22 protein-coding genes and 4 tRNA genes are annotated in these 23,378 nt (G+C 42.2%); 11 read left to right on the forward strand and 15 right to left on the reverse strand.

Annotated features, from left to right (window positions below):
• Window positions 1-543 precede the first annotated feature (543 nt).
• From FTV52_RS11960 to FTV52_RS11970, 3 genes are read left to right on the forward strand one after another with little or no spacing between them, the layout of a single operon-like run.
• Window positions 544-1,047 (forward strand): YfiR family protein, encoded by a 504-nt coding sequence (locus tag FTV52_RS11960; protein WP_096902398.1) that lies wholly within the window; start codon window positions 544-546, stop codon window positions 1,045-1,047.
• Complete coding sequence (locus tag FTV52_RS11965; protein WP_179990879.1) at window positions 1,044-2,279, forward strand: diguanylate cyclase domain-containing protein; 1,236 nt, start codon at window positions 1,044-1,046, stop codon at window positions 2,277-2,279. Before FTV52_RS11960 ends, FTV52_RS11965 begins: the two co-directional genes overlap by 4 nt.
• On the forward strand, window positions 2,272-2,748 hold the full coding sequence (locus FTV52_RS11970; RefSeq protein WP_179990880.1) for an OmpA family protein: 477 nt from the start codon (window positions 2,272-2,274) through the stop codon (window positions 2,746-2,748). Before FTV52_RS11965 ends, FTV52_RS11970 begins: the two co-directional genes overlap by 8 nt.
• A 191-nt stretch (window positions 2,749-2,939) precedes the next feature.
• Here the strand turns inward: FTV52_RS11970 and FTV52_RS11975 are convergent.
• The 8 genes from FTV52_RS11975 to secA all read right to left on the reverse strand — a co-directional run bounded on the left by FTV52_RS11975 (window position 2,940) and on the right by secA (window position 9,369).
• Window positions 2,940-3,016, reverse strand: a tRNA-Pro gene (locus tag FTV52_RS11975).
• Window positions 3,017-3,034: 18 nt separating this feature from the next.
• Window positions 3,035-3,110: transfer RNA gene (locus tag FTV52_RS11980), tRNA-His, on the reverse strand.
• Window positions 3,111-3,148: 38 nt separating this feature from the next.
• Window positions 3,149-3,225, reverse strand: a tRNA-Arg gene (locus tag FTV52_RS11985).
• Window positions 3,226-3,271: 46 nt separating this feature from the next.
• Window positions 3,272-3,348, reverse strand: a tRNA-Pro gene (locus FTV52_RS11990).
• A gap of 153 nt (window positions 3,349-3,501) precedes the next feature.
• Window positions 3,502-4,569 (reverse strand): quinolinate synthase NadA, encoded by a 1,068-nt coding sequence (gene nadA, locus FTV52_RS11995; RefSeq protein WP_026438463.1) that lies wholly within the window; start codon window positions 4,567-4,569, stop codon window positions 3,502-3,504.
• A 150-nt stretch (window positions 4,570-4,719) separates the two neighbouring features.
• Window positions 4,720-5,940 (reverse strand): bifunctional glutamate N-acetyltransferase/amino-acid acetyltransferase ArgJ, encoded by a 1,221-nt coding sequence (argJ, locus tag FTV52_RS12000; protein WP_179990881.1) that lies wholly within the window; start codon window positions 5,938-5,940, stop codon window positions 4,720-4,722.
• A 195-nt stretch (window positions 5,941-6,135) separates the two neighbouring features.
• Window positions 6,136-6,492, reverse strand: a complete 357-nt coding sequence (locus FTV52_RS12005; RefSeq protein ID WP_026438462.1) for a hypothetical protein — start codon at window positions 6,490-6,492, stop codon at window positions 6,136-6,138.
• A 162-nt stretch (window positions 6,493-6,654) separates the two neighbouring features.
• Window positions 6,655-9,369, reverse strand: coding sequence for a preprotein translocase subunit SecA (secA, locus tag FTV52_RS12010; protein ID WP_179990882.1), 2,715 nt, complete (start codon window positions 9,367-9,369; stop codon window positions 6,655-6,657).
• A 338-nt stretch (window positions 9,370-9,707) separates the two neighbouring features.
• Here secA and FTV52_RS12015 point away from each other — a divergent pair, with 338 nt between their 5' ends.
• Window positions 9,708-10,349 (forward strand): peroxiredoxin, encoded by a 642-nt coding sequence (locus tag FTV52_RS12015; RefSeq protein ID WP_167845787.1) that lies wholly within the window; start codon window positions 9,708-9,710, stop codon window positions 10,347-10,349.
• A gap of 143 nt (window positions 10,350-10,492) precedes the next feature.
• Here the strand turns inward: FTV52_RS12015 and FTV52_RS12020 are convergent, their stop codons facing one another.
• From FTV52_RS12020 to FTV52_RS12040, 5 genes are all read right to left on the reverse strand, one after another.
• Window positions 10,493-11,539, reverse strand: a complete 1,047-nt coding sequence (locus FTV52_RS12020; protein WP_373683427.1) for an SPOR domain-containing protein — start codon at window positions 11,537-11,539, stop codon at window positions 10,493-10,495.
• Window positions 11,530-12,813 carry a bifunctional tetrahydrofolate synthase/dihydrofolate synthase gene (folC, locus tag FTV52_RS12025; protein WP_179990883.1) on the reverse strand — a complete coding sequence of 428 codons (1,284 nt, stop codon included), beginning with the start codon at window positions 12,811-12,813 and terminating at the stop codon, window positions 11,530-11,532. Before folC ends, FTV52_RS12020 begins: the two co-directional genes overlap by 10 nt.
• Complete coding sequence (gene accD, locus FTV52_RS12030) at window positions 12,810-13,706, reverse strand: acetyl-CoA carboxylase, carboxyltransferase subunit beta (RefSeq protein WP_179990884.1); 897 nt, start codon at window positions 13,704-13,706, stop codon at window positions 12,810-12,812. Before accD ends, folC begins: the two co-directional genes overlap by 4 nt.
• Window positions 13,703-14,506 carry a tryptophan synthase subunit alpha gene (trpA, locus tag FTV52_RS12035; RefSeq protein ID WP_004976260.1) on the reverse strand — a complete coding sequence of 268 codons (804 nt, stop codon included), beginning with the start codon at window positions 14,504-14,506 and terminating at the stop codon, window positions 13,703-13,705. Before trpA ends, accD begins: the two co-directional genes overlap by 4 nt.
• 406 nt (window positions 14,507-14,912) lie before the next feature.
• Window positions 14,913-15,977 carry an AraC family transcriptional regulator gene (locus FTV52_RS12040; protein ID WP_131261958.1) on the reverse strand — a complete coding sequence of 355 codons (1,065 nt, stop codon included), beginning with the start codon at window positions 15,975-15,977 and terminating at the stop codon, window positions 14,913-14,915.
• 132 nt (window positions 15,978-16,109) lie between these two features.
• Here FTV52_RS12040 and FTV52_RS12045 point away from each other — a divergent pair, with 132 nt between their 5' ends.
• A complete protein-coding gene (locus FTV52_RS12045; RefSeq protein WP_131261957.1) occupies window positions 16,110-16,985 on the forward strand; it encodes a metal-dependent hydrolase in 876 nt (291 codons plus the stop codon).
• Window positions 16,986-17,195: 210 nt separating this feature from the next.
• Here FTV52_RS12045 and orn read toward each other — a convergent pair whose 3' ends face one another.
• On the reverse strand, window positions 17,196-17,753 hold the full coding sequence (orn, locus tag FTV52_RS12050; protein WP_179990885.1) for an oligoribonuclease: 558 nt from the start codon (window positions 17,751-17,753) through the stop codon (window positions 17,196-17,198).
• 124 nt (window positions 17,754-17,877) lie between these two features.
• Here orn and rsgA point away from each other — a divergent pair, with 124 nt between their 5' ends.
• From rsgA to secB, 4 genes are all read left to right on the forward strand, one after another.
• Window positions 17,878-18,936, forward strand: coding sequence for a small ribosomal subunit biogenesis GTPase RsgA (gene rsgA / locus FTV52_RS12055; RefSeq protein ID WP_154321039.1), 1,059 nt, complete (start codon window positions 17,878-17,880; stop codon window positions 18,934-18,936).
• Window positions 18,937-19,030: 94 nt separating this feature from the next.
• Window positions 19,031-19,438 (forward strand): rhodanese-like domain-containing protein, encoded by a 408-nt coding sequence (locus FTV52_RS12060; protein ID WP_004976250.1) that lies wholly within the window; start codon window positions 19,031-19,033, stop codon window positions 19,436-19,438.
• 33 nt (window positions 19,439-19,471) lie between these two features.
• Window positions 19,472-19,726, forward strand: coding sequence for a glutaredoxin 3 (gene grxC, locus FTV52_RS12065; protein ID WP_004976247.1), 255 nt, complete (start codon window positions 19,472-19,474; stop codon window positions 19,724-19,726).
• A 34-nt stretch (window positions 19,727-19,760) separates the two neighbouring features.
• Complete coding sequence (gene secB, locus FTV52_RS12070) at window positions 19,761-20,219, forward strand: protein-export chaperone SecB (protein WP_004976246.1); 459 nt, start codon at window positions 19,761-19,763, stop codon at window positions 20,217-20,219.
• 77 nt (window positions 20,220-20,296) lie between these two features.
• Here the strand turns inward: secB and coaBC are convergent, their stop codons facing one another.
• The gene (gene coaBC / locus FTV52_RS12075) at window positions 20,297-21,571 is read right to left on the reverse strand and encodes a bifunctional phosphopantothenoylcysteine decarboxylase/phosphopantothenate--cysteine ligase CoaBC (protein ID WP_167845783.1); all 1,275 of its coding nucleotides are present in this window, start codon (window positions 21,569-21,571) and stop codon (window positions 20,297-20,299) included.
• 113 nt (window positions 21,572-21,684) lie between these two features.
• Here coaBC and radC point away from each other — a divergent pair, with 113 nt between their 5' ends.
• Together radC and FTV52_RS12085 are read left to right on the forward strand one after the other, a co-directional pair.
• Window positions 21,685-22,383, forward strand: a complete 699-nt coding sequence (gene radC, locus FTV52_RS12080; protein WP_154321040.1) for a DNA repair protein RadC — start codon at window positions 21,685-21,687, stop codon at window positions 22,381-22,383.
• 68 nt (window positions 22,384-22,451) lie between these two features.
• The gene (locus tag FTV52_RS12085) at window positions 22,452-23,360 is read left to right on the forward strand and encodes a bestrophin family protein (RefSeq protein WP_154321041.1); all 909 of its coding nucleotides are present in this window, start codon (window positions 22,452-22,454) and stop codon (window positions 23,358-23,360) included.
• The last annotated feature ends 18 nt before the right edge of the window (window positions 23,361-23,378 follow it).

Consider the following 23,378-nt stretch of genomic DNA (forward strand, 5'->3'; position numbering starts at 1 on the left):
CAAACTCTTCAGTTAAAATCATTTTGAAGTTTTAATCTAAACTTCCAAATCTGGCTCATCAATTTTCTGACTTAAATTTCGCTCAAATAAACTTCGAGTAATTTAAACCAATCAATCAATGAAATATCTTCGATTAATCAATCAGTAAAAATCCACACAAGTTGTTCTTCATAATCTCTTAATGATCTTCTCGATGCTTCGTCAGCATCAAGCTAGGTCGGCTATATTACGCTTTATTTCTAAAGTGTCAACTGGTAATTTAAATTATTTTAAACTTTCTTTCTAAAACCCAACCCAATCGATTTCAATCAAGTCATTGTTTTATCAGAAGTTTTAATCTTCATCACCGCCGATGGATGTGCATTATAGGGCAAATATTTCGCCATGCAACCCCTCTTTTTAAGTTTTATCAGTTTTTTAGTCCGAACGGTTATTTATTCAGCAAAATCATTTAGATCTGTATCATTCTTGCTCAAAATTAGCAGTATGCTTATTTTCCAATATTAGCTACACTACTTTAATGTTCATTCGTGTTGTGTTGAAATGACTCAAAATTTAAAAATAATAACCTTGCTGTCATTTGTAGCAATGCAAACACCTATTTTGTATGCTGCACCTGCATCAAATCTTTATAACACTACATTCTCCATTTTAGCGTATGCAAAATGGCAAGCTAGCACGCCCAAACTTTGTGTTGTAAATCAAGATAATATTGCACAACAATTCAAAAAACATGCCCCATTACATAATAAATATGACATTCAACCCATTCAAAGCCATGAAATATCTAAAAGTAATTGTCAAATATTAATTTTTTCTACGCTTTCTGCTGCACAAGAACAACATACCTTAAATACTCAAGTTCGATTTCCAGCCCTATCTATTAGTTTAAACAATCTGGAATGTGAAACTGGCAGCGCTTTTTGTCTTTATAAAAAAAATGATAACTATGCTTTTAAAGTCAACATGGAAAGCTTGACTCAATCTCAAGTGCATATTGATCCGCGTGTATTACTGCTTGCAAAAACATCGGAGTCAAACTCATGAAGCAGTTATACTCCCCTATTACTTTGCATCAATTATTCACACGCGCACAACTCACTATCTTTGCTCTGACTTTTACAATTTGTTCAATGATTTTTCTGGTCATTTCAACCTACACCATGAACACCTTCGCAAAAAATAGTTTGCAAAGTTTATCTGCAGCATTAAATGAACGCATTCAGCCTGCAGTGGTTTTTAATGATCAAATGACGCTCAACAAAATTCTCTCTGAACATACGCAGCGTTATTCTATTCGTTCAATTGAAGTACGCTCACCTAAACAGACACGTATTGCCTTTATTGAACAGCAAGGTCTAGAGCATTTTTCAATTCAGGCTTTATTGGACTATCTGTTTTTTAATCATCCTGTTCGGCTGAGTATTGACCATGATCAGCAAAACTATGGTGAGTTGGTGGTGTATGGAAACTCTAGTGACTTGGTCAGTTTTTTTTATAAAATCGTTTTAGGATTAATTTTCGGTTTTATTTTGCTTTTAATTGCTGTGTTTTGGTCAATTAATTCAATTTATCAATATCTCATGCAATCTTTAAGTTCTATTGTCAGCTCGGCACAGGAGATCAGTGCACAAAAAAATTATAAGCTGCGCGTTTCAAGTTCAGATATTCAAGAACTTCATGAACTGAGTTATGCCTTTAATGGCTTACTCAATGAGATTGAACAATCCCATAAGAATTTATTGGTTGAAAATCATAAACTGCAATTTCAGTCGCAATACGACAATTTAACGCAGTTGCCAAATCGTAATTATTTTTATGAAACACTGTTTAAGCTATTTACCCAGCCTTCTGCTACGGCTGCAGTATTTTTTTTAGACATTAATAACTTTAACCAAATCAATAACCAATTTGGGCATTTGACGGGCGATAATATTTTACGTGATTCATCACATTGTCTAATTCAGATTTTGCCCTCACATGCGTTTGTTGCGCGTTTAGGTGGCGATGAGTTTGCAGTAATCTTAACTGGCTCACACTCCACTGCAGAATTAGAGGATTATTGTCAAAAGATTCATGCTTGCTATACCTCTACATTTAAGTATGAACAGCAACAAGTTTCCTTAAATGTCAGTATTGGCGTAGCATTGATTGAATATGCAAAAACTCCTGAAAATTTAATTGCCGATGTCGATCGCGCAATGCTCAAAGCCAAACGTGATCAATCAAAATGGTATATTTCACCTCAATCAAACAATAAACAGGTTCCTTATGCTTAAAAAAGTTCTGATCGGCACACTTATTTTTGTTATGGTTTCACTCAGTGCTTGCATGAGTTTAGGGAATGTCAGCTATAAGCAGGCACGCATGCTAAAACAAGAAGGTTTTATTTTAAGTGATGATGGCTGGACTTTAGCCCTGCCTGAACGCTTGTTATTTGGTTTTGATGAATACGCCATTCAAAACAACCAAAAAGAACGCCTGAACCAATTGGCACAACAGCTGCATAAATATGACTTGGATAAACTCAAGTTTATTGGTCACACAGACAACGTAGGTTTAGCCAGCTACAATCAAACCCTATCGGAAAAACGCGCCCAAAATGTGGCTCAGATCTTTTTAGATCAAGGTTTTGAAAGAAAAAATATTCAGGTGATTGGACGTGGTGCAACACAACCAATGGTAAGCAATGACACACCAGCAAATCGTGCCACCAACCGACGCGTCAATGTGACGATTGTGCCTTAATAAAAAAGACACTAAAACTTTTCTTATATTAAGCCTCATTCTTGAGGCTTTTTTATGCCGACCAATAACTAATATGAAGCCAATTTTAAACCTAACAAGGCTTTCACAAATTTCAGGCATAAAAAAACCGCTTAACGCGGTATCTTTATTGACTTGACCATTTCTACTTAGCATCTGTTCTATTTAAAAAATGGTCGGAGCAGTAGGATTCGAACCTACGACCCCCTGGTCCCAAACCAGGTGCACTACCAGGCTGTGCTATGCTCCGTTTATCTCTCAAAGAGATTGGGGTGAATGACGGGATTCGAACCCGCGACAACTGGAATCACAATCCAGGGCTCTACCAACTGAGCTACATCCACCATCATGTTTGGTTCTTTTATACCAAGCTACCAAAAAATGGCGCGCCTGACAGGATTCGAACCTGTGACCATCCGCTTAGAAGGCGGATGCTCTATCCAACTGAGCTACAGGCGCATGACCGATGATACATAATATCATGCGATACGTTGCCTTGAAGAATTGGTCGGAGCAGTAGGATTCGAACCTACGACCCCCTGGTCCCAAACCAGGTGCACTACCAGGCTGTGCTATGCTCCGATTCATCTCAGCTTTTTGTGTATCGCACATCGTGCGGTACGGTGTGCATTCTAGGCGCGACGCCCGAAGACGTCAACACCTATATTTAAAAAAAATTAAAAAAAAGCTTCAACCGTATATTTATCAAGCATTTTTGATATTTTTCAATCAATTTTAGCGTTTTAAGCTCGCACTGAAATTCAACATACGATCTAGTGGTAATTTAGCACGTTCTGCCATGGCAGGTTCAACGAATACTTCTTGATCACCTGTTTGCAATACATGCAAAATTCCATCCAATTCATTCATCGCCATCCACGGGCAGTGTGCGCATGAACGACAGGTTGCACCCTCACCTGCAGTTGGTGCTTCAATTAGAATTTTATTTGGTACAGCTTGCTGCATCTTGTAGAAAATACCGCGGTCTGTTGCCACAATTAAACGCTCGTGTGGCAAAGTTTTTGCCGCTTGAATAAGTTGCGAGGTACTGCCCACCGCATCAGCTACATCAACAACTGATTCTGGTGATTCTGGATGCACCAAAACTGCTGCATCCGGATACATGGCTTTCATATTGGCTATACCGCGTGAACGGAATTCTTCATGCACAATACACGAACCATCCCAAAGCAGCATATCTGCGCCAGTTTTCTTTTGAATATAGCGTCCTAAGTGCTGATCTGGCGCCCAAATGATTTTTTCACCTAAGCTATCGAGATGTTCAATAATTTCAACCGCACAGCTTGAGGTAACGACCCAATCTGCACGCGCTTTTACCGCAGCGGACGTGTTGGCATAAACCACGACTGTATGATCAGGATGCGCATCACAGAAGCGGCTAAACTCATCGACAGGACAACCTAAGTCTAGCGAACAAGTCGCTTCTAAAGTTGGCATAAGAATGGTTTTTTCTGGCGATAAAATTTTGGCAGTTTCGCCCATAAATTTTACACCAGCTACGACCAACGTGGTTGCCGCATGATCACGACCAAAACGTGCCATTTCCAGTGAATCCGAAACACAGCCACCTGTTAATTCAGCCAGTTCCTGTACTTCAGGATCGCAGTAATAATGGGCAACCAAGACAGCATTGTGCTTTTCGAGTTCTGCTTTAATTTGCGCAAATTTTTCCTGCTTGGCTTGCTCACTCAAATGATGTTCTTTGGTTTCACCCAAGCGATCTAAATGCGCCTGCACAATTGATTTGGCTTCATTGGCAATTAAATTGGTCGCATCATTCATAACAACGTCTTCTCTATCTTCATGCTTGCCCGAACACAAGCTTACTCAAGTCACTGATGATATGGGGGCAATTTGCTCATTCACCAGCCCTTTGCCGATTGAATGCTAAAAAAGCCTCACAACGGAGGCTTTATCACTCAATTTGAATTTTTACGAACGGTAATCCGCGTTGATCTTGACATAATCGTAAGACAAGTCACAAGTATAGACTGTATCTGTCGCTTGACCACGTCCTAAATTTACACGAATGGTCATTTCAGTTTGTGCCATAACTCGTGCGCCTGCTGCTTCGGTATAGTCGGCAGCAGCACCGCCATCTTTGCAAATTTGCACATCATCCAACCAAACCTGAATTTTTTCAACGTCTAAATTTGGCACGCCTGCATAACCAATTGCAGCAAGAATACGCCCCCAGTTTGGATCTGAGGCAAAAATAGCAGTTTTCACCAATGGTGAATGTGCAATGCTGTACGCAATATCACAACATTCTTGGGTATTATCACCATCTTCAACACGTACCGTAATGAATTTTGTTGCACCTTCACCATCACGGATAATCAGTTGAGCCAAACGCAACATCACACGATTCAAAATATCCAGTACCACAGCATAACGCGGGTCATTTTCGCTGCAAATTTCAGTGCCACCCGTCTGACCAGTCGCCACCAAGATACATGAATCATTGGTCGAGGTATCGCCATCTACAGTAATACGGTTAAACGATTGTTCTACGCTGTGTTTGAGCAATTGCTGCAAGATGTCACGTTGAATTGGTGCATCGGTTGCAACATAGCTGAGCATGGTCGCCATATTTGGGCGAATCATACCTGCACCTTTAGAAATGCCTGTCATGCTATAAGTAATACCATCTAACTCAAACTGCTCAGATGCACCTTTTGGCGTGGTATCTGTGGTCATAATACCTGTCGCAGCATCATGCCAAGCATCCTCACGTAACGATGCCAGCGCAGGTGCTAAACCAGCAACCAAGCGTTCAATCGGCAATTGCTCGCCAATCACACCTGTAGAAAATGGCAAAACTTCTTGGGTAGATACACCTGCCAATTCAGCCAATTTGGCACAGGTAATTTCTGCATTTTGCATACCCAATTTGCCTGTACCCGCATTGGCATTGCCTGTATTAATGACCAAGTAACGCGGATTGCCCTGAGCTAAATGTGCTTTGGACACATACACAGGTGCAGCGCAAAATGCGTTTTGAGTAAAGACACCCGCCACATTTGAGCCTGCTGCAAATTCAAAAATAACCAGGTCACGTCGGTTCTGATAACGCACATAAGCCTCTGCTGAACCAATTTTTACACCTTTGACCACATGCATGTGTGGCATAGAGACGTCACCAACTGCCATTTTGAAATTTCCAGTACAAATTTGAGAATGTCACAGCTTAGTGGAAATTGAAGAAAAAATCGAGCATCCACCCTGCTTGATTCAACTTTTGTTAATACACAAGGTCATATATAAAAAACCAGCCCGTATGGACTGGTTTTAATCTTCAATGTAATGCATCAGCAACTAAAATTATACTGATTGAGCCTATTTGGATTATGGCGTAGTCGCAACCACGGTTTCACCCAATAAAGCCTGTTTTGCACGTTCTTGACTTGCTGCAGATAAAGCAGGATTTGCAGCCACAATACGATTTACATTGGCAGCATTCGCAGGTGCAATCGCTGCAGTATGCAACACGATTGGACGCTGATCTGGATTAGCAAAGGTATAACGAATACCTGTGCGTGGGCTTGCCACAGTCACGTGACCATTATCCACTTGTACCTGTGCAGTGGTCGCACCCACAGCAGCTTGAACTTTTGCAGGAGTTGTCGTTGTTGCCGCATTTGCAAATGCGAAAGTAGGCAAGCTCAAGGCAACAATCATTAAAGGTTGTAATACTTTTTTCATTTTTTGTTCCACACGTGGATATTGCATGTGCAAATAAATAGCATTTAATTCCAAAATCTGCAAATGCTATACACATCTTGCAAAACTATTACCACAAAGATTTTGCGCCCCAAAATACAAAAAGCAGAACCAAAGTTCTGCTTAAGTTGTAACAAGTCAGGTTTAGATTTTACCGTGACACTGTTTATATTTCAGTCCTGAACCACATGGGCATGGCGAGTTACGGCTTGCAGGTGGAACAACCGTTTGCTCAGCAGCACTGTACTGTGGTTCTGATTCAAAGGTTTCGCCCGTTAAACCATCTACATCAGCATGTGAAAGATTAAGCTGCATCGCTTCTGCTTGCGCTTGCTGTTGAGCTTCCATCGCTGCCAGTTCTTCAGGTGTTGGTACATGCACACGCGAAAGATCGGTAACGACATCAGCTTTAATCACACCCAACATATTCACAAATAAGTTAAAGGCTTCTTTTTTGTACTCTTGCTCAGGGTTCTTTTGTGCATAACCACGTAAATGAATCCCTTGACGCAAATAGTCCATAGCCGCCAAATGATCTTTCCAGTGACGATCAAGTGAACTGAGCATAAAGTGGCGTTCTAGCATCGCAGCAGATTCATCACCCATTTGCTGACGACGTGCACGGTAACGTGTCACAATTTCATCGGCAATACGTTCAACCAAAGCTTCTTCATCTAGGCGACGATCATCTTCGAGCCATTGGTTAATTGGTAATTCGATGCCCAAATCATCACGCAAGGCACGCTCTAAACCTTCAATATCCCATTGATCATGAATCGATTCTGGTGGAATATAATTGGCGATCATACCTGTGACCACTTCACGGTGCATTTCTTCAATATAGTCTTGCAGCGTGCTTTCTGCCAGAATATCATCACGCTGTGAATAAATGATCTTACGTTGTTCGTTGTTTACGTCATCGTATTTCAACAAGTTTTTACGGATGTCGAAGTTACGTGCCTCAACTTTACGCTGTGCATTTTCGATAGAGCGTGACACCATTTTGTGTTCAATCGCTTCATCTTCCTGCAAGCCCATAGCACGCATCATTGCTACAACACGATCACCTGCGAAAATACGCATTAAGTCATCTTCAAGTGACAAATAGAAACGTGACACGCCTGGGTCACCCTGACGACCTGCACGACCACGCAACTGGTTGTCAATACGGCGCGATTCGTGACGTTCTGAACCAATAATGTGTAAGCCACCTGAACTTAACACCATGTCGTGATTTTGTTCCCACTCTGCCTTTAAACGCGCTTCATCTTCAGGGGTTGGGTTTTCAATTTTGGCTAGCAAGGCTTTCCAGTTACCACCTAGCAAAATATCTGTACCACGGCCTGCCATGTTCGTGGCAATAGTCACCGCACGTGGTGAGCCTGCTTGCGCAATAATGTCAGCTTCGCGTTCGTGTTGCTTCGCGTTCAATACTTCGTGCTGAATACCCGCTTCACGCAGTTTATCCGATAAAATTTCTGAAGCTTCAATGGTCGCTGTACCAATCAGAATTGGTGCGACACCTGCTTCATGCACACGTTGAATTTCTTGAATAATCGCGTTGTATTTGCCTGTACGGTTTAAATAAATTAAATCGTTTTGGTCGTTACGAATCATTGGTCGGTGGGTTGGAATGATGACGACATCTAGACCATAAATTTCTTTCATTTCTGCAGCTTCAGTGTCTGCAGTACCCGTCATTCCTGACAGTTTTTTGTATAAACGGAAATAGTTCTGGAAGGTTGTGGTCGCTAAAGTCTGGTTTTCAGGCTGAATTTCCAGACCTTCTTTGGCTTCTACCGCTTGGTGCAGACCTTCTGACCAACGGCGACCAGGCATGGTACGACCTGTGTTTTCATCGACAATAATTACTTCACCATCATGGATGATGTAGTGCACGTTACGTTGATACAGGAAGTGCGCACGAATAGCTGCAGATACGTGATGCACCAAATTTAGGTTAGATGCAGAATACAGACTTTCTCCTTCTGCCAATAAACCCATTTGAATTAATTCATTTTCTACCGTTTCATAACCAATTTCGGTCATTTCTACAGTGCGTTGTTTTTCATCAATCCAGAAGTGTCCGCCATCTGCTACTTTTTCTTCTTTTTGCGCATGCAATTTTGGCGGAATGGTGTTGATTGCCGCATATAACTGCGATGAGTCATCGCTTTGACCAGAAATGATTAATGGTGTACGTGCTTCATCAATTAAGATCGAATCGACTTCGTCAATAATGGCATACGTCAGGCCACGCTGTTTTTTCTCACTCAGCGAGAACACCATGTTGTCACGCAAGTAGTCGAAACCAAATTCGTTATTGGTACCGTAGGTAATGTCTGCGCGATAAGCCTGTGCTTTTTCAGTCGGGTCTTGCATGGAATAGATAATGCCAATGCTTAAACCTAAAAACTCAAATAAAGGGCGGTTGAGTTCGGCATCACGCTGTGCCAAGTAGTCGTTCACAGTAATGACGTGCACGCCCTGACCGCTTAAAGCATTTAAATAACAGGCCAAAGTTCCCATTAGGGTTTTACCTTCACCTGTACGCATTTCTGCAATTTTACCTTCATGCAAGGTAATACCACCAATCAACTGCACGTCATAGTGACGCATGCTCATGACACGTTTGGCGGCTTCACGACATACTGCAAATGCTTCTGGTAATAATTTATCTAAACTTTCGCCTTTGTTATAACGTTGTTTGAATTCTTCGGTTTTTGCAGATAAGTCTGCATCGCTTAAGGCAGATATCGTCGGCTCGAGCGCATTAATCTTGTCTACGATTTTACGCATGCGTTTGAGTTCGCGCTCATTTTTAGTACCGAAGATTCCTCCGATCAGACTTGCCAACATGAATAAACTCTCTAAATCTTGCTTGTCAAATAAATAGGTTTTTCTTAGTGGTTATTATGGTGCTAGAAATTTGAAGTACAAGGGTTTTGCACAAAAACCTATTAAAAATTCCAATCTCTACTTGCCATTTCTCGCTGCTAAGTAGCAGTTAATGTAACAAATTTCGAGCGGACGATATATAGCAATCACACATCAATCTATTTTGAAAATGCAATAAAAATGACACACCATATTCAAATTATTCATAAGCACATACAAAAACACTATTTAATTCTGCAAAAGGAATGGCGCATAGTAGTACGCATACATCACACAACAAAACAAGACAGAGGTACACAATGACTATTCGCTTAGGTGACATCGCACCCAACTTCACACAAGATTCAAATGAAGGCCCAATTGATTTTTATGAATTTTTAGGTGACAGCTGGGGCATTCTATTTTCGCATCCTGCCGATTACACACCTGTCTGCACCACCGAGCTAGGCTATACCGCAAAACTGAAAGATGAATTCAGCAAGCGCAATGTCAAAGCGATTGCACTTTCTGTAGATGATGCTGAATCTCATAAAGGCTGGATTCAAGATATTAACGAAACTCAAGATACAACGGTTAATTTCCCAATTCTTGCTGACCAAGATCGTAAAGTGTCTACCCTGTACGATTTTATTCACCCGAATGCCAGCGAAACACTGACTGTCCGCTCATTAATCATTATTGATCCAAATAAAAAAGTACGCTTGATCATTACTTATCCTGCTTCTACAGGACGTAATTTCCACGAAATTTTACGTGTCATTGATTCACTACAACTGACTGACAATTACAAGGTTGCAACACCTGCCAACTGGCAAGATGGTGAAGATGTGGTGATCGTGCCTTCCATTCAGGATGAAGCGGAACTTAAAGAACGCTTCCCAAGTGGATATAAAGCCATCAAGCCTTATTTGCGTTTGACCAAACAACCGAACCGCACTTAATTAAGTGTTACATGAGCAAGCCTATCTTCGGATAGGCTTTTTACAATCAAAGCATTTGAAACACGCCTAAATTCAATCAGCATTAAAAAAGGATTTAACCCAAAAGATTAAATCCTTTTTAATAAACATTTTGATCGAATGATCTAGTCGCGTTTATCTAACGGTACCCAGTCAATCACCCATGCAGATTTCATATTCAAACTTGGGTCTGCGGTAATTTTCTTGCGGGTTGCATCTGCAGCATCACGGTCTTTAGATGGCCCAACCATAATCCGAACCCCTTTAGACGTTGGACTTTGGGTGACTTTATAACCTTTGGCTTTCAGTTTTGCCGCCAAAGCATCGGCATTGGCTTGGTTAGCAGCCAAAGCCACTTGTACCATCCACTGCTTATCACCTTCTTCCAATAACTTACGTGCTTTTTCAGCTTCAGTCTTTTTCTTGGCTGCTTCTTCAGCTTTGCGTTTTTCCTCAGCTTTACGCTTATCTTCGGCAGCCTTACGTTCTGCTTCTTTTTTCGCTTCAGCGGCTTTGCGCTCTTGTTCAGCTTTACGTTTTGCATCGGCTTGGCGTTGTTCTTCCGCTAAACGTTTTTCTTCTGCAATGCGTTTTTCTTCCGCTAAACGCTTTTCATCTGCTGCTTTTTTCTCTGCAGCACTACGCTCTTGCGCAGCTTTTAACTCAGCAGCTTTCTTGGCATCCGTTGCCTTTTGCTGCTCTAACTTCTTTTGCTGGGCGGCTTTTTCTTCAGCCAAACGCTTTTGCTTGGCTTGTTCATCTTCGACCAATTCAGGCGGAATATTGTCAGAACTTTGCTGCTGACCAGAACGCAATGCATTTAAAGCAGCATATTCTTCTGCAGCTTTACGCGCTGCTTCAGCTTCTGCCTGTTGCTGCATTGCTAAAAACTCAGCTGCACGCGCTTCTTGCTCTGCCACTGCTTTTTCACGCGCACGGCGTTGTTCTTCAAGCAGACGCTGTTCGGTTTGCACATCGACAGTTAAAGGCTGCAATTGCACCATTTCTGCCTGATTGGCATTTTTATGTTGAACTTGTTCGGCTTGGCTTGGGGTTTTCACATTATTTTGATGTATTTCTTCTTGCCCTTTTAAAAGCAATGCTGCCAATAAAACACCACCACCTAATAAAACAACGCCACCCATCCAGCGCTGTTTGTTATTCATTGACATTCTTCCAAATACTCCCATACCGCTTCTAAGGTATGAAATGATCCACATACCAAAATCAGCTGATTATTTTTTGTTTCATCCAGTGCTGATTTAAAAGCCAATTGTATACTGTCGAAGTGTTGTATTGTTTCGCCTTGCAAAGCCTGATCCAAAACCGTGATCTCTGCCGCACGAGGCACATTTAATGTGGCAATTTTCCACATTACGACACTATCTTTCAATAACTCAACCACAGAATTTATATCTTTATCTGCAAGCATTGAAAAAACACTGACCACTTCAGTGTACTGTTTATTGTAATTTAAGAAATTGCGCAATTGCTTTAACAAAAATTCAACGCCATGCGGGTTATGTCCTGCATCAAAAATCACGGTTTTGCCCTGAATTTGACGAATTTCAAAACGTCCCGCCAATTTGGCCGTTTGAATACCTTGTGCAATTGCGTCTTGGGTAATTTCTAAACCACTGTGCAAGACTGCTGCCACAGCCGTTGAAATATTATCGAGGGCTAAACTGCCTGTTGGAAGTTTTAAGGTACAACCCGATGCAGCAAACATCCATGACTGACCATCTTGCATATCCCGATAAAAATAATCACGATTCAAGACAAACAAAGGTGCATTGCAGGTTGCTGCTTTGTCGTGAATAGCTTGAGGCAAATCTTGCTGACCTGCAAAAATGACAGGAATGTTAGGACGAATAATGCCTGCTTTTTCATAGGCAATTTTTTCGATGCTATCGCCTAACCAATCGACATGATCTAAACCGATATTGGTAATAACCGCCACATCAGGATTGACGACATTGACCACATCTAAGCGTCCACCTAAACCGACTTCAAGCACCCATACATCGCAATCACGTGCTTTAAAAATCACAAAGGCTGCCAAAGTCGTGGCCTCAAAAAAAGATAAACTCAGATCGCAATCACGTCGTGCTTGATCGACTTGCACAAAAGCATCAATCAAACTTTGGTCATCGACCTCGACACCTGCTAATTTGACCCGTTCATTAAAACGGTAAATATGCGGCGATTGGTACAACCCAACCCGATAACCCTGCGCATTTAAAATAGCCGCTAAAGTGGTTGTGGTTGAGCCTTTGCCATTGGTTCCCGCAACCGTAATGACTTTGGCCTTAGGATGGGTTACCCCCAGTTTTTCTGCAACGGGAATGACCCGTTCCAAACCTAAATCAATACCCGTAACGTGAACATGGCTCCAATAATTGAGCCATGTGTTTAAATCATCGGTTGCAAGAGGTGCTGTGTTCAAGGCAAGTTCATCAGTTTCGCAAGAATACGATAAACTGTATCACGTAATGCATGACGATGGACAATTTGATCGACCACACCATGATCAAGTAAGTATTCTGCACGTTGGAATGGTTCTTCCAGTTTTTCACGTACAGTTTGCTCAATGACACGTTTACCCGCAAAACCAATCATCGCTTTAGGTTCTGCAATGTGTATATCACCCAACATTGCCAATGATGCAGTTACACCACCGTATACAGGATGAGTTAATACTACGATGTACGGCAAGCCTGCTTCTTTCATGCGTTGAATTGCTGCAGAAGTACGCGCCATTTGCATTAAAGACAACATGCCTTCTTGCATACGCGCACCACCCGATGCTGCGAAGCAAACTAATGGTTGTTTTTGCTGAATCGCACGTTCAGCGGCTTGCACAAAACGGTCACCAACGACAGTACCCATTGAGCCGCCCATAAAGTCAAACTCAAATGCGCAAGCAATGACTGGCATATCTTTTAATAAACCCTGCATCACCACTAAAGCTTCGGTTTCACCCGTCTTCTTTTGCGCTTCGGTCATACGCTCAGGATAAGCTTTGCTGTCTACAAATTTGAGTGGGTCTTTGGCAGAGAATTCTTGACCTAATTCGTTTTGTACTTGGTCAAAGAACCAAGTTAAACGCTCACGCGCTTTCATGCGTAAATGTTCATCACATTGTGGGCATACATAAGCGTTGAATGACATTGCCGTACGTGTCACCAAGGCATGACATTCTGGACATTCAATCGTTGGTTCAGTAAAGATCGCTTTTAACGCTTGTTGCTCATCTGGTGTTTCAATACCAGGTACACCACGTGCAGTCCACGGCGTCGATGGGCTTAGAATTTTCCCTGTTTTCACTTCTTGACTCATACTAACTCATCGAGCGCAGCTCGAAGCTCCTTCACTTTATTAACCGTTGCAATGACGGCTTGTTCTGGTGCTAAGCTCGCAAATTGTTTTACAAAAGCACTTCCGACAATGACTGCGTCGGCAGCCGCGCCCATTGCTTTGGCAGATGCAGCATCACTGATGCCAAAACCCACACCCACAGGCACGTTGGTTACAGCTTTAATCTGTTGGATGCGGGTTGCTGCTTCTGCAACATCAAGTGTTGCTGCACCCGTCACGCCTTTCAAAGAAACATAATAAATAAAGCCACTGGCTTGGTTTGCAACAAATTGAATACGCTCTGGTGTAGAAGTTGGCGCTAACAAGAAAATTTGATTCATCCCATATTTATTCAGGACTTCATCAAATTCTTGGGCTTCTTCAGGTGGTAAATCGACCAGAAGTACACCATCGACACCACAGTCATGTGCATATTCAACAAACTTTTCATAACCAATGACTTCTACAGGGTTTAAATATCCCATCAATACCACAGGAGTTTCCTGATCTTTTTGACGGAACTCTTTGACCATGTTTAAAGCATCTAGCGTATTGGTTCCACCTGCCAACGCTCGCTCTGCAGCGAGGGCAATTACTGGACCATCAGCCATTGGGTCTGAAAACGGCAAACCTAATTCAACGACATCTACCCCTGCCTCGACCATTTGATGTAACAACGGAACTGTGACTTCTGGATGAGGGTCACCTGCCATAACATAAGAAACCAAGGCCTTACGCTGTTGAGATTCAAGCTGTGCAAATCGTGTGGCTAAACGTGACATAGGGTTGTATTTTCCTTGAATGATTAAAACTGAGACATTTGCTATTGTAGAAATACAAATTGACCCATTGTAACGCTATTTTTTACTCAATGAATAGCGCACAGGCATGAGTTGCTGCATTTCTGTTTGCAAAACGATTTATTCAGAACAACCGCGAGGCTACATTTACTGATATTTGCGCTTTTTTCTCAATGATCAAAGATGCCTAATTTTGCCTGCTTATCGGTTTTTGAAACTTGCTCAATCGTGCTTTTAAATTTAAAAATATTGATAAAAATAAACAACTTCAGGTTTTATCTTAGGCTTTATCAACCTTGCAAAAGCTGATTCGGTCATGGCTACACACAGCTTATTTTCAATCTCTTAGCGCGAAATCACCTGTTGATAATGAGCCAATCCATACTATTTATGGCGTATTTTGCTGTAGAGAAAGTGCATCCTCAGCTTGCTGCAACTGCTGTTTACGTTTTAGCAAGGTCTGTCCTGTACAGGCTTTATAGGCACGCGCCAAAGCCGATTGGTCTGAATAACCCAACAACTGTGCAATATCGCTTAGGCTCACATTTTGTCGCAGTAAGTTTTCACAGCGCTGCATCCGTTCTATTTCAAGAATCTGTTTAAAACCCGTACCTTCCTGTTTAAGCTGACGCTGTAACGTACGCCCTGAACGAAATAAACGCTGCGCCACCCATTCAATGCTCGGCACTTGCTGTTCATAACGTAAATAATGCGCCACCTGCTCTTGGACTTGCTGCTGCACGGTTTCTAATTGTGGTTTTAACGCAATCGCATCTTCAGCTTGTTTGGTGAGTAAATGAATTAAAGAGGGATCGGCTTGCTGTGGTTTTAAACTGAGGCTTTCTAAATTTAAAACAATTTGATATTCCGCTTGCTTAAATAAAACCTTACAACCATAAAACTTTTCATAATGCAGCATCGCCATACGCGGTGCATGGGCAAAATGAATCTCCCGTATCGGAGAGTGTTGAAAATCAAAAATTTGCATGGCCAATTGAGTCATACAAGCAAAAGTCATTTCATGAACCAAGCTGTATTTTTCATCCACCAATGGCCATGATAAATATAAAGCATCTGATTGTTGTTCCAGTCGCATTGGTACGGCTGCCGTACCATCCACCACCAAGCGACTAAAACGCATCATATATTGAATGGCTTCTGCAACACTGTTACTACGCGATGCCATATAGCCAAGCACGCCAAAATGTTCAGGCTGAATATAACGTGCCAATTCAAAAACGAGCGTTGGACAATCTAAAAACTGAATACTGTGTTGGATGATCTCGTTAAAAAACTGATAGGACGATTGGGTATCCATGGGCAATGCCAACACATGCTGTAACTGCTGCAATTGTGCAGGCGAAAATCCAAGCTGCTCAGGAACTCTGCCCTGTGCAGATAAATAGCGTAACCAAAGTTGATAATAACCATTCGGAATTTGAATTTCGCTCATGTGCTTGCTCATTTTGACATGCATCATTTTCTTTTGTCGCTTAATGTATAAAAACTGGCAAATACTGTCAAAACAAATCTGCCAAAGCCCGACATAATGCAAACAGGATTGACCAGAGTGAAATAAAATAAAATGAATGCACTTGTCCAATATCATGCTGCGCCCATAGTACGCAGCAATCTCGATTTTAAATTAGCCGATGTGCCGCGTTACTGGTTTGCAGGTGACCCGTTTTTAACCCGCATGTTTGATGCTTTGAGCCTGACTTTTCCTGATGGCGAGCGTTATTTCATTCAATCGGTACGTTTGTTCCGTGATCAAATTCAAGACCCTGACTTAAAACAGCGTGTTGCCGATTTTATTCGACAAGAAGCTCAGCACGGCATTGCACACGACAAAATGAATCAGGTCATGAAAGATCAAGGCATGCCTGTAGATCAGTTTATTCAGCGTCTAAACAAAGTGTTTAAGTTTGAACTGAAATATCGCTCGCCCCAATACAACATCGCCATGACAGCAGCTGCGGAACATTTAACCGCACTTATGGCAGAAACTTTTTATGGCGAAAAAGACACGCTGCAAGATGCACATCCTTATGTCCGTGCTTTATTTGCATGGCATGCGATTGAAGAAATGGAACATCGTGATGTGGCGTTTGATGTGATGCAACAGGTGGGCAATGTGCCTGAAGTGACTCGAAAAATGGCGTTGGTGCTGACCACAGGTTTAATGTTCGGATTTACCCTGTACCGCGCCAATGTCATGCTGAGATGCGATGGGTTTAATCGTACCCAGCGCCTTAAAATGAATGTACGTGGCTTGCAATGGCTGTTTGGCAAACAAGGGAAATTACGCAAAATGCAATCACAATATCGTGATTGGTTTAAACCTGACTTTCACCCTAGCCAACATCCAATCATCGCGCAATATGATGTCTGGCTTGAGACTTTGGCGCAAACAGGCGACCCAATTCAGGCAGGTGAAGCATTTTGGCAGGCAGGAAAATAAAGCTTTTGGTTTTGCTTGGCTTTTAACCAATGAACACCTAAGCATTGCTTAGCTTTATACAAACTTGCCTCTAATATCTTTATATAAAGTAAGGCATAAGGCAATGCTGAGTCATATCTTATTATTTCTTATTTATGAGTGACCAACACAGTTTAAGCGTAAGAGATCGCTGTTACTGTTACAGCTCCATCTCCTACGCAGAAAAAGGTTTTAGTCCTGATTCATAATAAAAAAGTATTGGCGATAATATTTCAGCTCAGCAATCGAATCACGAATATCATCCATCGCCAAATGCGACGCATTCTTTTTCAAACCGCTCATAATTTCTGGACGCCAGCGCTTTGCCAACTCTTTCACTGATGAAACATCCAAATTACGATAATGGAAGTACTGTTCCAATTCAGGCATTAAACGGTGTAAAAAACGGCGGTCTTGGCAAATTGAGTTGCCACACATTGGCGATGTTTTAGGATTGACCCATTTTTTTAGAAACTCAATGGTTTGCTGCTCTGCATCCTGCGCAGTGAGTTTGCTGTGACGCACACGCTCAATTAAGCCCGATTGTCCATGCTGACGTGTATTCCACTCATCCATGGCATTTAAAATACGATCAGGCTGATGCACAGCCAGCACAGGACCTTCTGCCAAAATATTTAAATGATCATCGGTCACAATGGTAGCCACTTCAATAATTTGGTCGTTATCGGTATCTAAACCTGTCATTTCCAAATCAATCCAAATGAGGCGAGTATCAGGCGTGCTGCTCATAAATGTGCAATCTTATTCGGCTTAAAAACAGCATAGTAGCAAATTTCTTGCTTCTTGGCTGTAACTGTGCCCCCGCTTCATGCTATTTTTGCCATCCTGAGTTCATGGTTTTTTTAGGATATGAATGGCTTTAATTCGTAAGCGTCGATTGACTGAACAACAGCAACGTCGAATTGAAAAACAACACAAGTCACGTCAGGCAGACATTGACACTTCACATGATTTAGAAGGCTTGGTGGTACAACACTATGGTCGTCAATTAGAAGTTCAGGCTTTATCTGTTCCTGAAATTCATCCTGAAAAACCGGTGGTGCACGCAGGTGAGCCAGAACCATTTTGGAAACCTATTGAAATGGGAAGTATTTGGCGCTGTCACACTCGTACCAATTTAGAATTATTGGTGACGGGAGATCGGGTCAAATGGCAGGCCGACCCAAATACAGGTTTAGGAATTATTACCGCGATTCATCCACGCCAATCTTTATTGACCCGACCTGATCGTTATCACAAAGTTAAACCTGTTGCCGCCAATATCAGTTTGATTGTGATTGTTTTTGCGCCTTTGCCTGAACCTGCACCGGGCTTGATTGACCGCTATTTGGTTGCTTGTGCCGATGCCGATATTCCCGCCTTATTGGTTTTAAACAAATCTGATTTACTCAAAGAAAACGACCCGATTTTAGACTTGCTCAAGGAATATCAAGACTTGGGATATGAAGTTATGCAAACCCAATCCGATGCGAATTTAGAGCATTTAGCGGCACGTTTAGCAGGTGAAACGGTAGCTTTTGTCGGGCAATCGGGCGTGGGTAAAAGCTCGCTGATTAATGCCATCGTGCCCGAAGCGGCGCAAAAGACCAATATCATTTCGGAAAACTCGGCACTTGGACAGCACACCACAACCTCTACTCGTTTAATTGGCTTTGGAGATGGTGCTGCCTTAATTGACTCACCGGGGATTCGTGAATTTGGTTTGTGGCACTTGAGCCAAGATAAAATTCAAAATGGTTTTCCTGAAATTGAAAACCTGTTGGGTCATTGCCAATTCCGCAACTGTACCCATAAACATGAAAAGCAATGTGCGCTGCGACTGGCTGCTGCAGAAGGCGAAATTTTATCGCGTCGTTTAGACAGTTATTTAAGACTGTGTGATGAAATTGCCGAAGCGCAACAAAAAAATTAATTTTATTGTGGCGCTGCCCTTGAAGCGGTGTTTTTGATCGCCATATTTATACGCTATACTCTTGAACAATTTTGACATTGTAATTAGGTGACTTGTGGAACGTTGGTTCGAATTTATGGGGAATCATCCCTTCTTATTTGGGACGCTGGCTGTATTGGTAGTGTTGTTCTTTGTGTTAGAAGGTCAACGCAATGGTCGCAAAATTTCCCCACAATCTTTGGGTATTTTAGTCAAAGCTAAAAATGCCATGTTGATTGATTTACGTGATGCCAAAGATTTCCGTGAAGGTCATATCAGTGGTAGCCGCAATATTCCCTATAGCCAAATTACCAAGCATGTTGAAGAGTTAAAAACCTCAGATCGCCCATTGGTCTTTATCTGTAACTTGGGTCAGGTTGCAGGCAGTGCTTTACAACAGGTCGCACATACCGATGCCTATCGTTTAGATGGCGGTATTAGCAACTGGAAAGCACAAGGTTTACCTTTAGTAAAAAGCAAATAGTTTTACCCAATATTTTTCGCAAGGAGAACAATCATGGCTGAAGTCACTATTTATTCAACGACTGTATGTCCATACTGCATTCGTGCAAAACAACTCCTTGAGCGTAAAGGCGTTGCCTATAAAGAAATTAATTTGTCGAATGAAGCGCCTGAAGTACGTGTTGAATTAATGCAACGCACCAATCATCGTACCGTTCCACAAATTTTCATCAATGACCAGTTTATTGGCGGCTTTGACCAATTATATGCGTTAGATCGCGAAGGCAAGCTCGATCAATTATTGGCATAAACATAACACGATAACCAACTCTTAAGGATTTAACATGAGTGAAGAACAACAAGCTCAACCACAATTGGCATTAGAGCGTATTTATACCAAAGACATTTCTTTTGAAGTTCCTGGGGCACAAGTATTTACCAAAGAATGGCAGCCTGAATTGAACATCAACCTGTCATCTTCTGCAGAAAAAATTGATCCAACCCACTTTGAAGTAGCATTAAAAGTTGTGGTTCAAGCCAACAACGCGGGCGATACTGCATTTATTGTTGATGTTACCCAAGCTGGTATTTTCCTGATTGATGGCGTTGAAGAAGAGCGTTTACCGTACATTCTTGGCGCATACTGCCCGAACATTTTGTTCCCATTCTTGCGTGAAGCAGTGAATGATATGGTTACCAAAGGCAGCTTCCCACAATTATTGTTAACGCCAATCAACTTCGATGCCGAGTTTGAAGCCAATATGCAACGTGCTCAAGCCGCTGCAGCTGAAGGTCAAGCTTAATACGCGATTGGATATAAAAAAACCGCTGAAATTTCAGCGGTTTTTTATGTCATCCGTTTGCTGATGGACGATCAAAATTAAAAATCATCATCCTGAGATGGATCTCGATACAAGGCATCATGAATCGCTTCGACCAATTGCTGCGCAATTTCCTGTTTCGAGGCTTTTTCCAAATCGCGTTTTTCCATACGGTAGCTTTCGGCAAAAAATACCGTCATGGCATTTTCATCGGAAGCAAAACCAATATCGGCACGGGAAACGTCATTGCAGGCAATCATATCCAGTTTTTTCGCCACCAACTTGCCTGCTGCATACTCTTCTACATTGCGGGTTTCTGCAGCAAAGCCAACCATAAACGGACGTTTTTCCTGTTGCGCAATGGTCGCAACAATATCAGGGTTTTTGACCAACGCCACATTCAGCTCATCGCCTAATTTTTTAATTTTGTGTTCCGCAATTTCTGCCACGCGGTAATCTGCCACCGCGGCTGTAGCGATGAAAATATCACAGCCTTGTTCAAGCATCTGCAAACTGGTATCTAGCATTTGAATTGCAGAAGACACATTAATTCGCTGTACCCCATTTGGCGTATCTAAACTAACTGGGCCTGCAATAAGCGTGACTTTTGCCCCTGCTGCATAACAGGCTGCAGCCAAAGAAAAACCCATTTTGCCTGTACTATGGTTAGAAATATAACGCACAGGGTCTAAAGCTTCGCGGGTTGGGCCTGCTGTAATGGTGACATTTTTGCCTGCCAACATGCCAAATTTTTCCACCAAAGCACGCTGTGCCTGATGAAAATACTGCGTCACCTGATGCGCCAAATCTTCAGGTTCTGGCATACGCCCTAAACCAACATCTCCACAGGCTTGTTCGCCCGCATCGGGCATAATTACATGCACGCCATCTTCCACCAAAGTGGTTAAGTTACGCTGTGTGGCTTTGGCTGCCCACATTTGCTGATTCATGGCAGGTGCAACCCAAACTGGTGCAGTGGTGGCTAAATATAAAGTACTGAGCAAATCATCGGCCAGACCTGCAGCAAATTTGGCTAAGGTGTCGCAACTGGCGGGCGCAACCAAAATTAAATCGGCCCACCGTGCCAATTCAATATGCCCCATGCCTGCTTCGGCTTCGGTATCTAATAATTCGGTATGTACAGGATTGCCCGACAATGCTTGAAAGGTCAGCGGTGTAATAAAAGCTTGTGCCCCTCTGGTCATGACCACGCGAACACTAAACCCTGCATCCTTTAAACGACGCACTAAAATCGCACTTTTATAGGCCGCAATGCCGCCTGTCACAGCTAAAATAATGTTTTTATGAGGGAGTACGCTTAAATCGAAGCTCACAAATAAGCCACCTTTTTGTTGCAGTGGGGCTCACAATAGCATTAAATAATGTCATTCCCAAGAGATCTGTTGGGATTTAAGTTTCAAATTTAGAATAACAAAGTCAAATAACAATGCATTTATCTATTAAACATTGGCCTGAACAAGAACGGCCACGTGAACGTCTGATTCAAAATGGTGCTGCCAGTTTATCTGATGCCGAACTATTGGCTATTTTTTTGCGCTCAGGCTCACAGCAACATTCTGCGGTGGAGTTGGCACGATTGCTAATTCAGCATTTTGGCAATCTCACTACTTTACTCGATGCACCCATTGCCGAGTTGTGTCAATTTCACGGCATGGGTAACAGTAAATATTCACAGCTCATGGCAGTTAAAGAACTTGGACGGCGCTATGTAGCCGAACATTTAAAACAAGATGCACTTGAGCTTAGCAATTCCAAACGCTTGATGGAGTATCTGCGTTTTGAACTTTTGGGCGAAACCCAAGAAGTGTTTGCGGTGCTTTGCCTTGATGCCTGTTTACGCAAAATCAGCTTTAAAAAATTATTTTATGGTGCATTAAATTCGTGTGAAATTTCCATTAATCAATTGCTACGTTTTGCGATTAGTCAACATGCCACAGCGATTGTGATTGCACACAATCATCCTTTCGGCTTACCACAACCTTCACCTGCAGATTTAGTCCTGACGCAGCAGATTCAGCAAGCCTGTCAGTTGCTAGAGCTGCGTTTGATCGATCACTGTATCATCTCAAGTGAAGGTAATTTTTCCTTTGCCGAACAACAACTGCTTAAATTTGAGCACACTTAAAATTTGCATATTGACAAAGCCTGCACAAGCACAGAAGATCATCAAAAAATTGTGATGATTCTAATAAAATGATAGTCGATCAACCCAGTGTATTTAACTTACTGTTTTCTTGGCGGGGCACGATTTTACCGAAGGTCTTACCGCCTTTGGGCTTGGTGATGTTGATCTCCACCATTATTGGCGGTTTGTCTTATATTGGTTATTTTCATTTTCCAGAATTGCCTTTGGTTGGCTTTACTTTAATTGGGGTGGTGCTGTCGATTTTTTTGGGCTTTAAAAACTCTGCCTGTTATGACCGTTGGTGGGAGGCACGTAAACTTTGGGGCATGCTGATTGCCAACGCGCGCCACTTTGACCGCGACTGCCGTATACTTAGTCAAGCACGACGTGAACGCGTCATTCAGCACGTCATTGTATTTGCCAATGTCTTGCGCGACCGCCTGCGTCATCAAACTGCCAATCCAACCGAGTTAATTCAAACCAGTGGCATGAGTCAGCAAGCAATTACCCAACTGTATCAACAAGCCAATGCGCCGCAATACACGCTCAGTTTGATTCAATGGGAGTTAATGCAAGCACTTAAAGAGGGCGAAATTTCCGATATTATTTACACACAAATGAATCAACACGTCACAGAGCTGAGTTTGGTACTCACGGGTTGTGACCGTATTGCTACCACACCGCTCCCTTTTGCGTATTCAGTCCTACTTAACCGAACAGTGTACTTTTTCTGTTTTATGTTGCCCTTTAGTTTAGGGTCTACACTCGGATTGGCGACTCCGCTTTTGGTCGGTATTTTGGCTTATACTTTTTTAGGTCTGGATGCGCTCAGTTCTGAAATTGAAGAACCTTTTGGCACGCAAAGCAATGACTTACCTTTAGATGCCATGGTAAGAACCATTGAAATTGAATTATTGGGTACGTTGGGTAAACCAACGCCACCACCAATTCAGGCACAGGACAATAATTTGCTTTAGACCCTCTTCCCAACCTTC

The organism is Acinetobacter sp. YH1901141, from assembly GCF_013416935.1.
Lineage (GTDB): Bacteria > Pseudomonadota > Gammaproteobacteria > Pseudomonadales > Moraxellaceae > Acinetobacter > Acinetobacter towneri.

Excerpts from the sequence above, each read along its gene's own strand:
- FTV52_RS11960 (WP_096902398.1), top strand. The coding sequence starts at position 544 with ATGACTCAAAATTTAAAAATAATAACCTTGCTGTCATTTGTAGCAATG.
- FTV52_RS11965 (WP_179990879.1), top strand. The coding sequence starts at position 1,044 with ATGAAGCAGTTATACTCCCCTATTACTTTGCATCAATTATTCACACGC.
- FTV52_RS11970 (WP_179990880.1), top strand. The coding sequence starts at position 2,272 with ATGCTTAAAAAAGTTCTGATCGGCACACTTATTTTTGTTATGGTTTCA.
- nadA (WP_026438463.1), bottom strand. The coding sequence starts at position 4,569 with ATGAATGATGCGACCAATTTAATTGCCAATGAAGCCAAATCAATTGTG.
- argJ (WP_179990881.1), bottom strand. The coding sequence starts at position 5,940 with ATGGCAGTTGGTGACGTCTCTATGCCACACATGCATGTGGTCAAAGGT.
- FTV52_RS12005 (WP_026438462.1), bottom strand. The coding sequence starts at position 6,492 with ATGAAAAAAGTATTACAACCTTTAATGATTGTTGCCTTGAGCTTGCCT.
- secA (WP_179990882.1), bottom strand. The coding sequence starts at position 9,369 with ATGTTGGCAAGTCTGATCGGAGGAATCTTCGGTACTAAAAATGAGCGC.
- FTV52_RS12015 (WP_167845787.1), top strand. The coding sequence starts at position 9,708 with ATGACTATTCGCTTAGGTGACATCGCACCCAACTTCACACAAGATTCA.
- FTV52_RS12020 (WP_373683427.1), bottom strand. The coding sequence starts at position 11,539 with ATGTCAATGAATAACAAACAGCGCTGGATGGGTGGCGTTGTTTTATTA.
- accD (WP_179990884.1), bottom strand. The coding sequence starts at position 13,706 with ATGAGTCAAGAAGTGAAAACAGGGAAAATTCTAAGCCCATCGACGCCG.
- trpA (WP_004976260.1), bottom strand. The coding sequence starts at position 14,506 with ATGTCACGTTTAGCCACACGATTTGCACAGCTTGAATCTCAACAGCGT.
- FTV52_RS12040 (WP_131261958.1), bottom strand. The coding sequence starts at position 15,977 with ATGAGCGAAATTCAAATTCCGAATGGTTATTATCAACTTTGGTTACGC.
- FTV52_RS12045 (WP_131261957.1), top strand. The coding sequence starts at position 16,110 with ATGAATGCACTTGTCCAATATCATGCTGCGCCCATAGTACGCAGCAAT.
- orn (WP_179990885.1), bottom strand. The coding sequence starts at position 17,753 with ATGAGCAGCACGCCTGATACTCGCCTCATTTGGATTGATTTGGAAATG.
- rsgA (WP_154321039.1), top strand. The coding sequence starts at position 17,878 with ATGGCTTTAATTCGTAAGCGTCGATTGACTGAACAACAGCAACGTCGA.
- grxC (WP_004976247.1), top strand. The coding sequence starts at position 19,472 with ATGGCTGAAGTCACTATTTATTCAACGACTGTATGTCCATACTGCATT.
- secB (WP_004976246.1), top strand. The coding sequence starts at position 19,761 with ATGAGTGAAGAACAACAAGCTCAACCACAATTGGCATTAGAGCGTATT.
- radC (WP_154321040.1), top strand. The coding sequence starts at position 21,685 with ATGCATTTATCTATTAAACATTGGCCTGAACAAGAACGGCCACGTGAA.
- FTV52_RS12085 (WP_154321041.1), top strand. The coding sequence starts at position 22,452 with ATGATAGTCGATCAACCCAGTGTATTTAACTTACTGTTTTCTTGGCGG.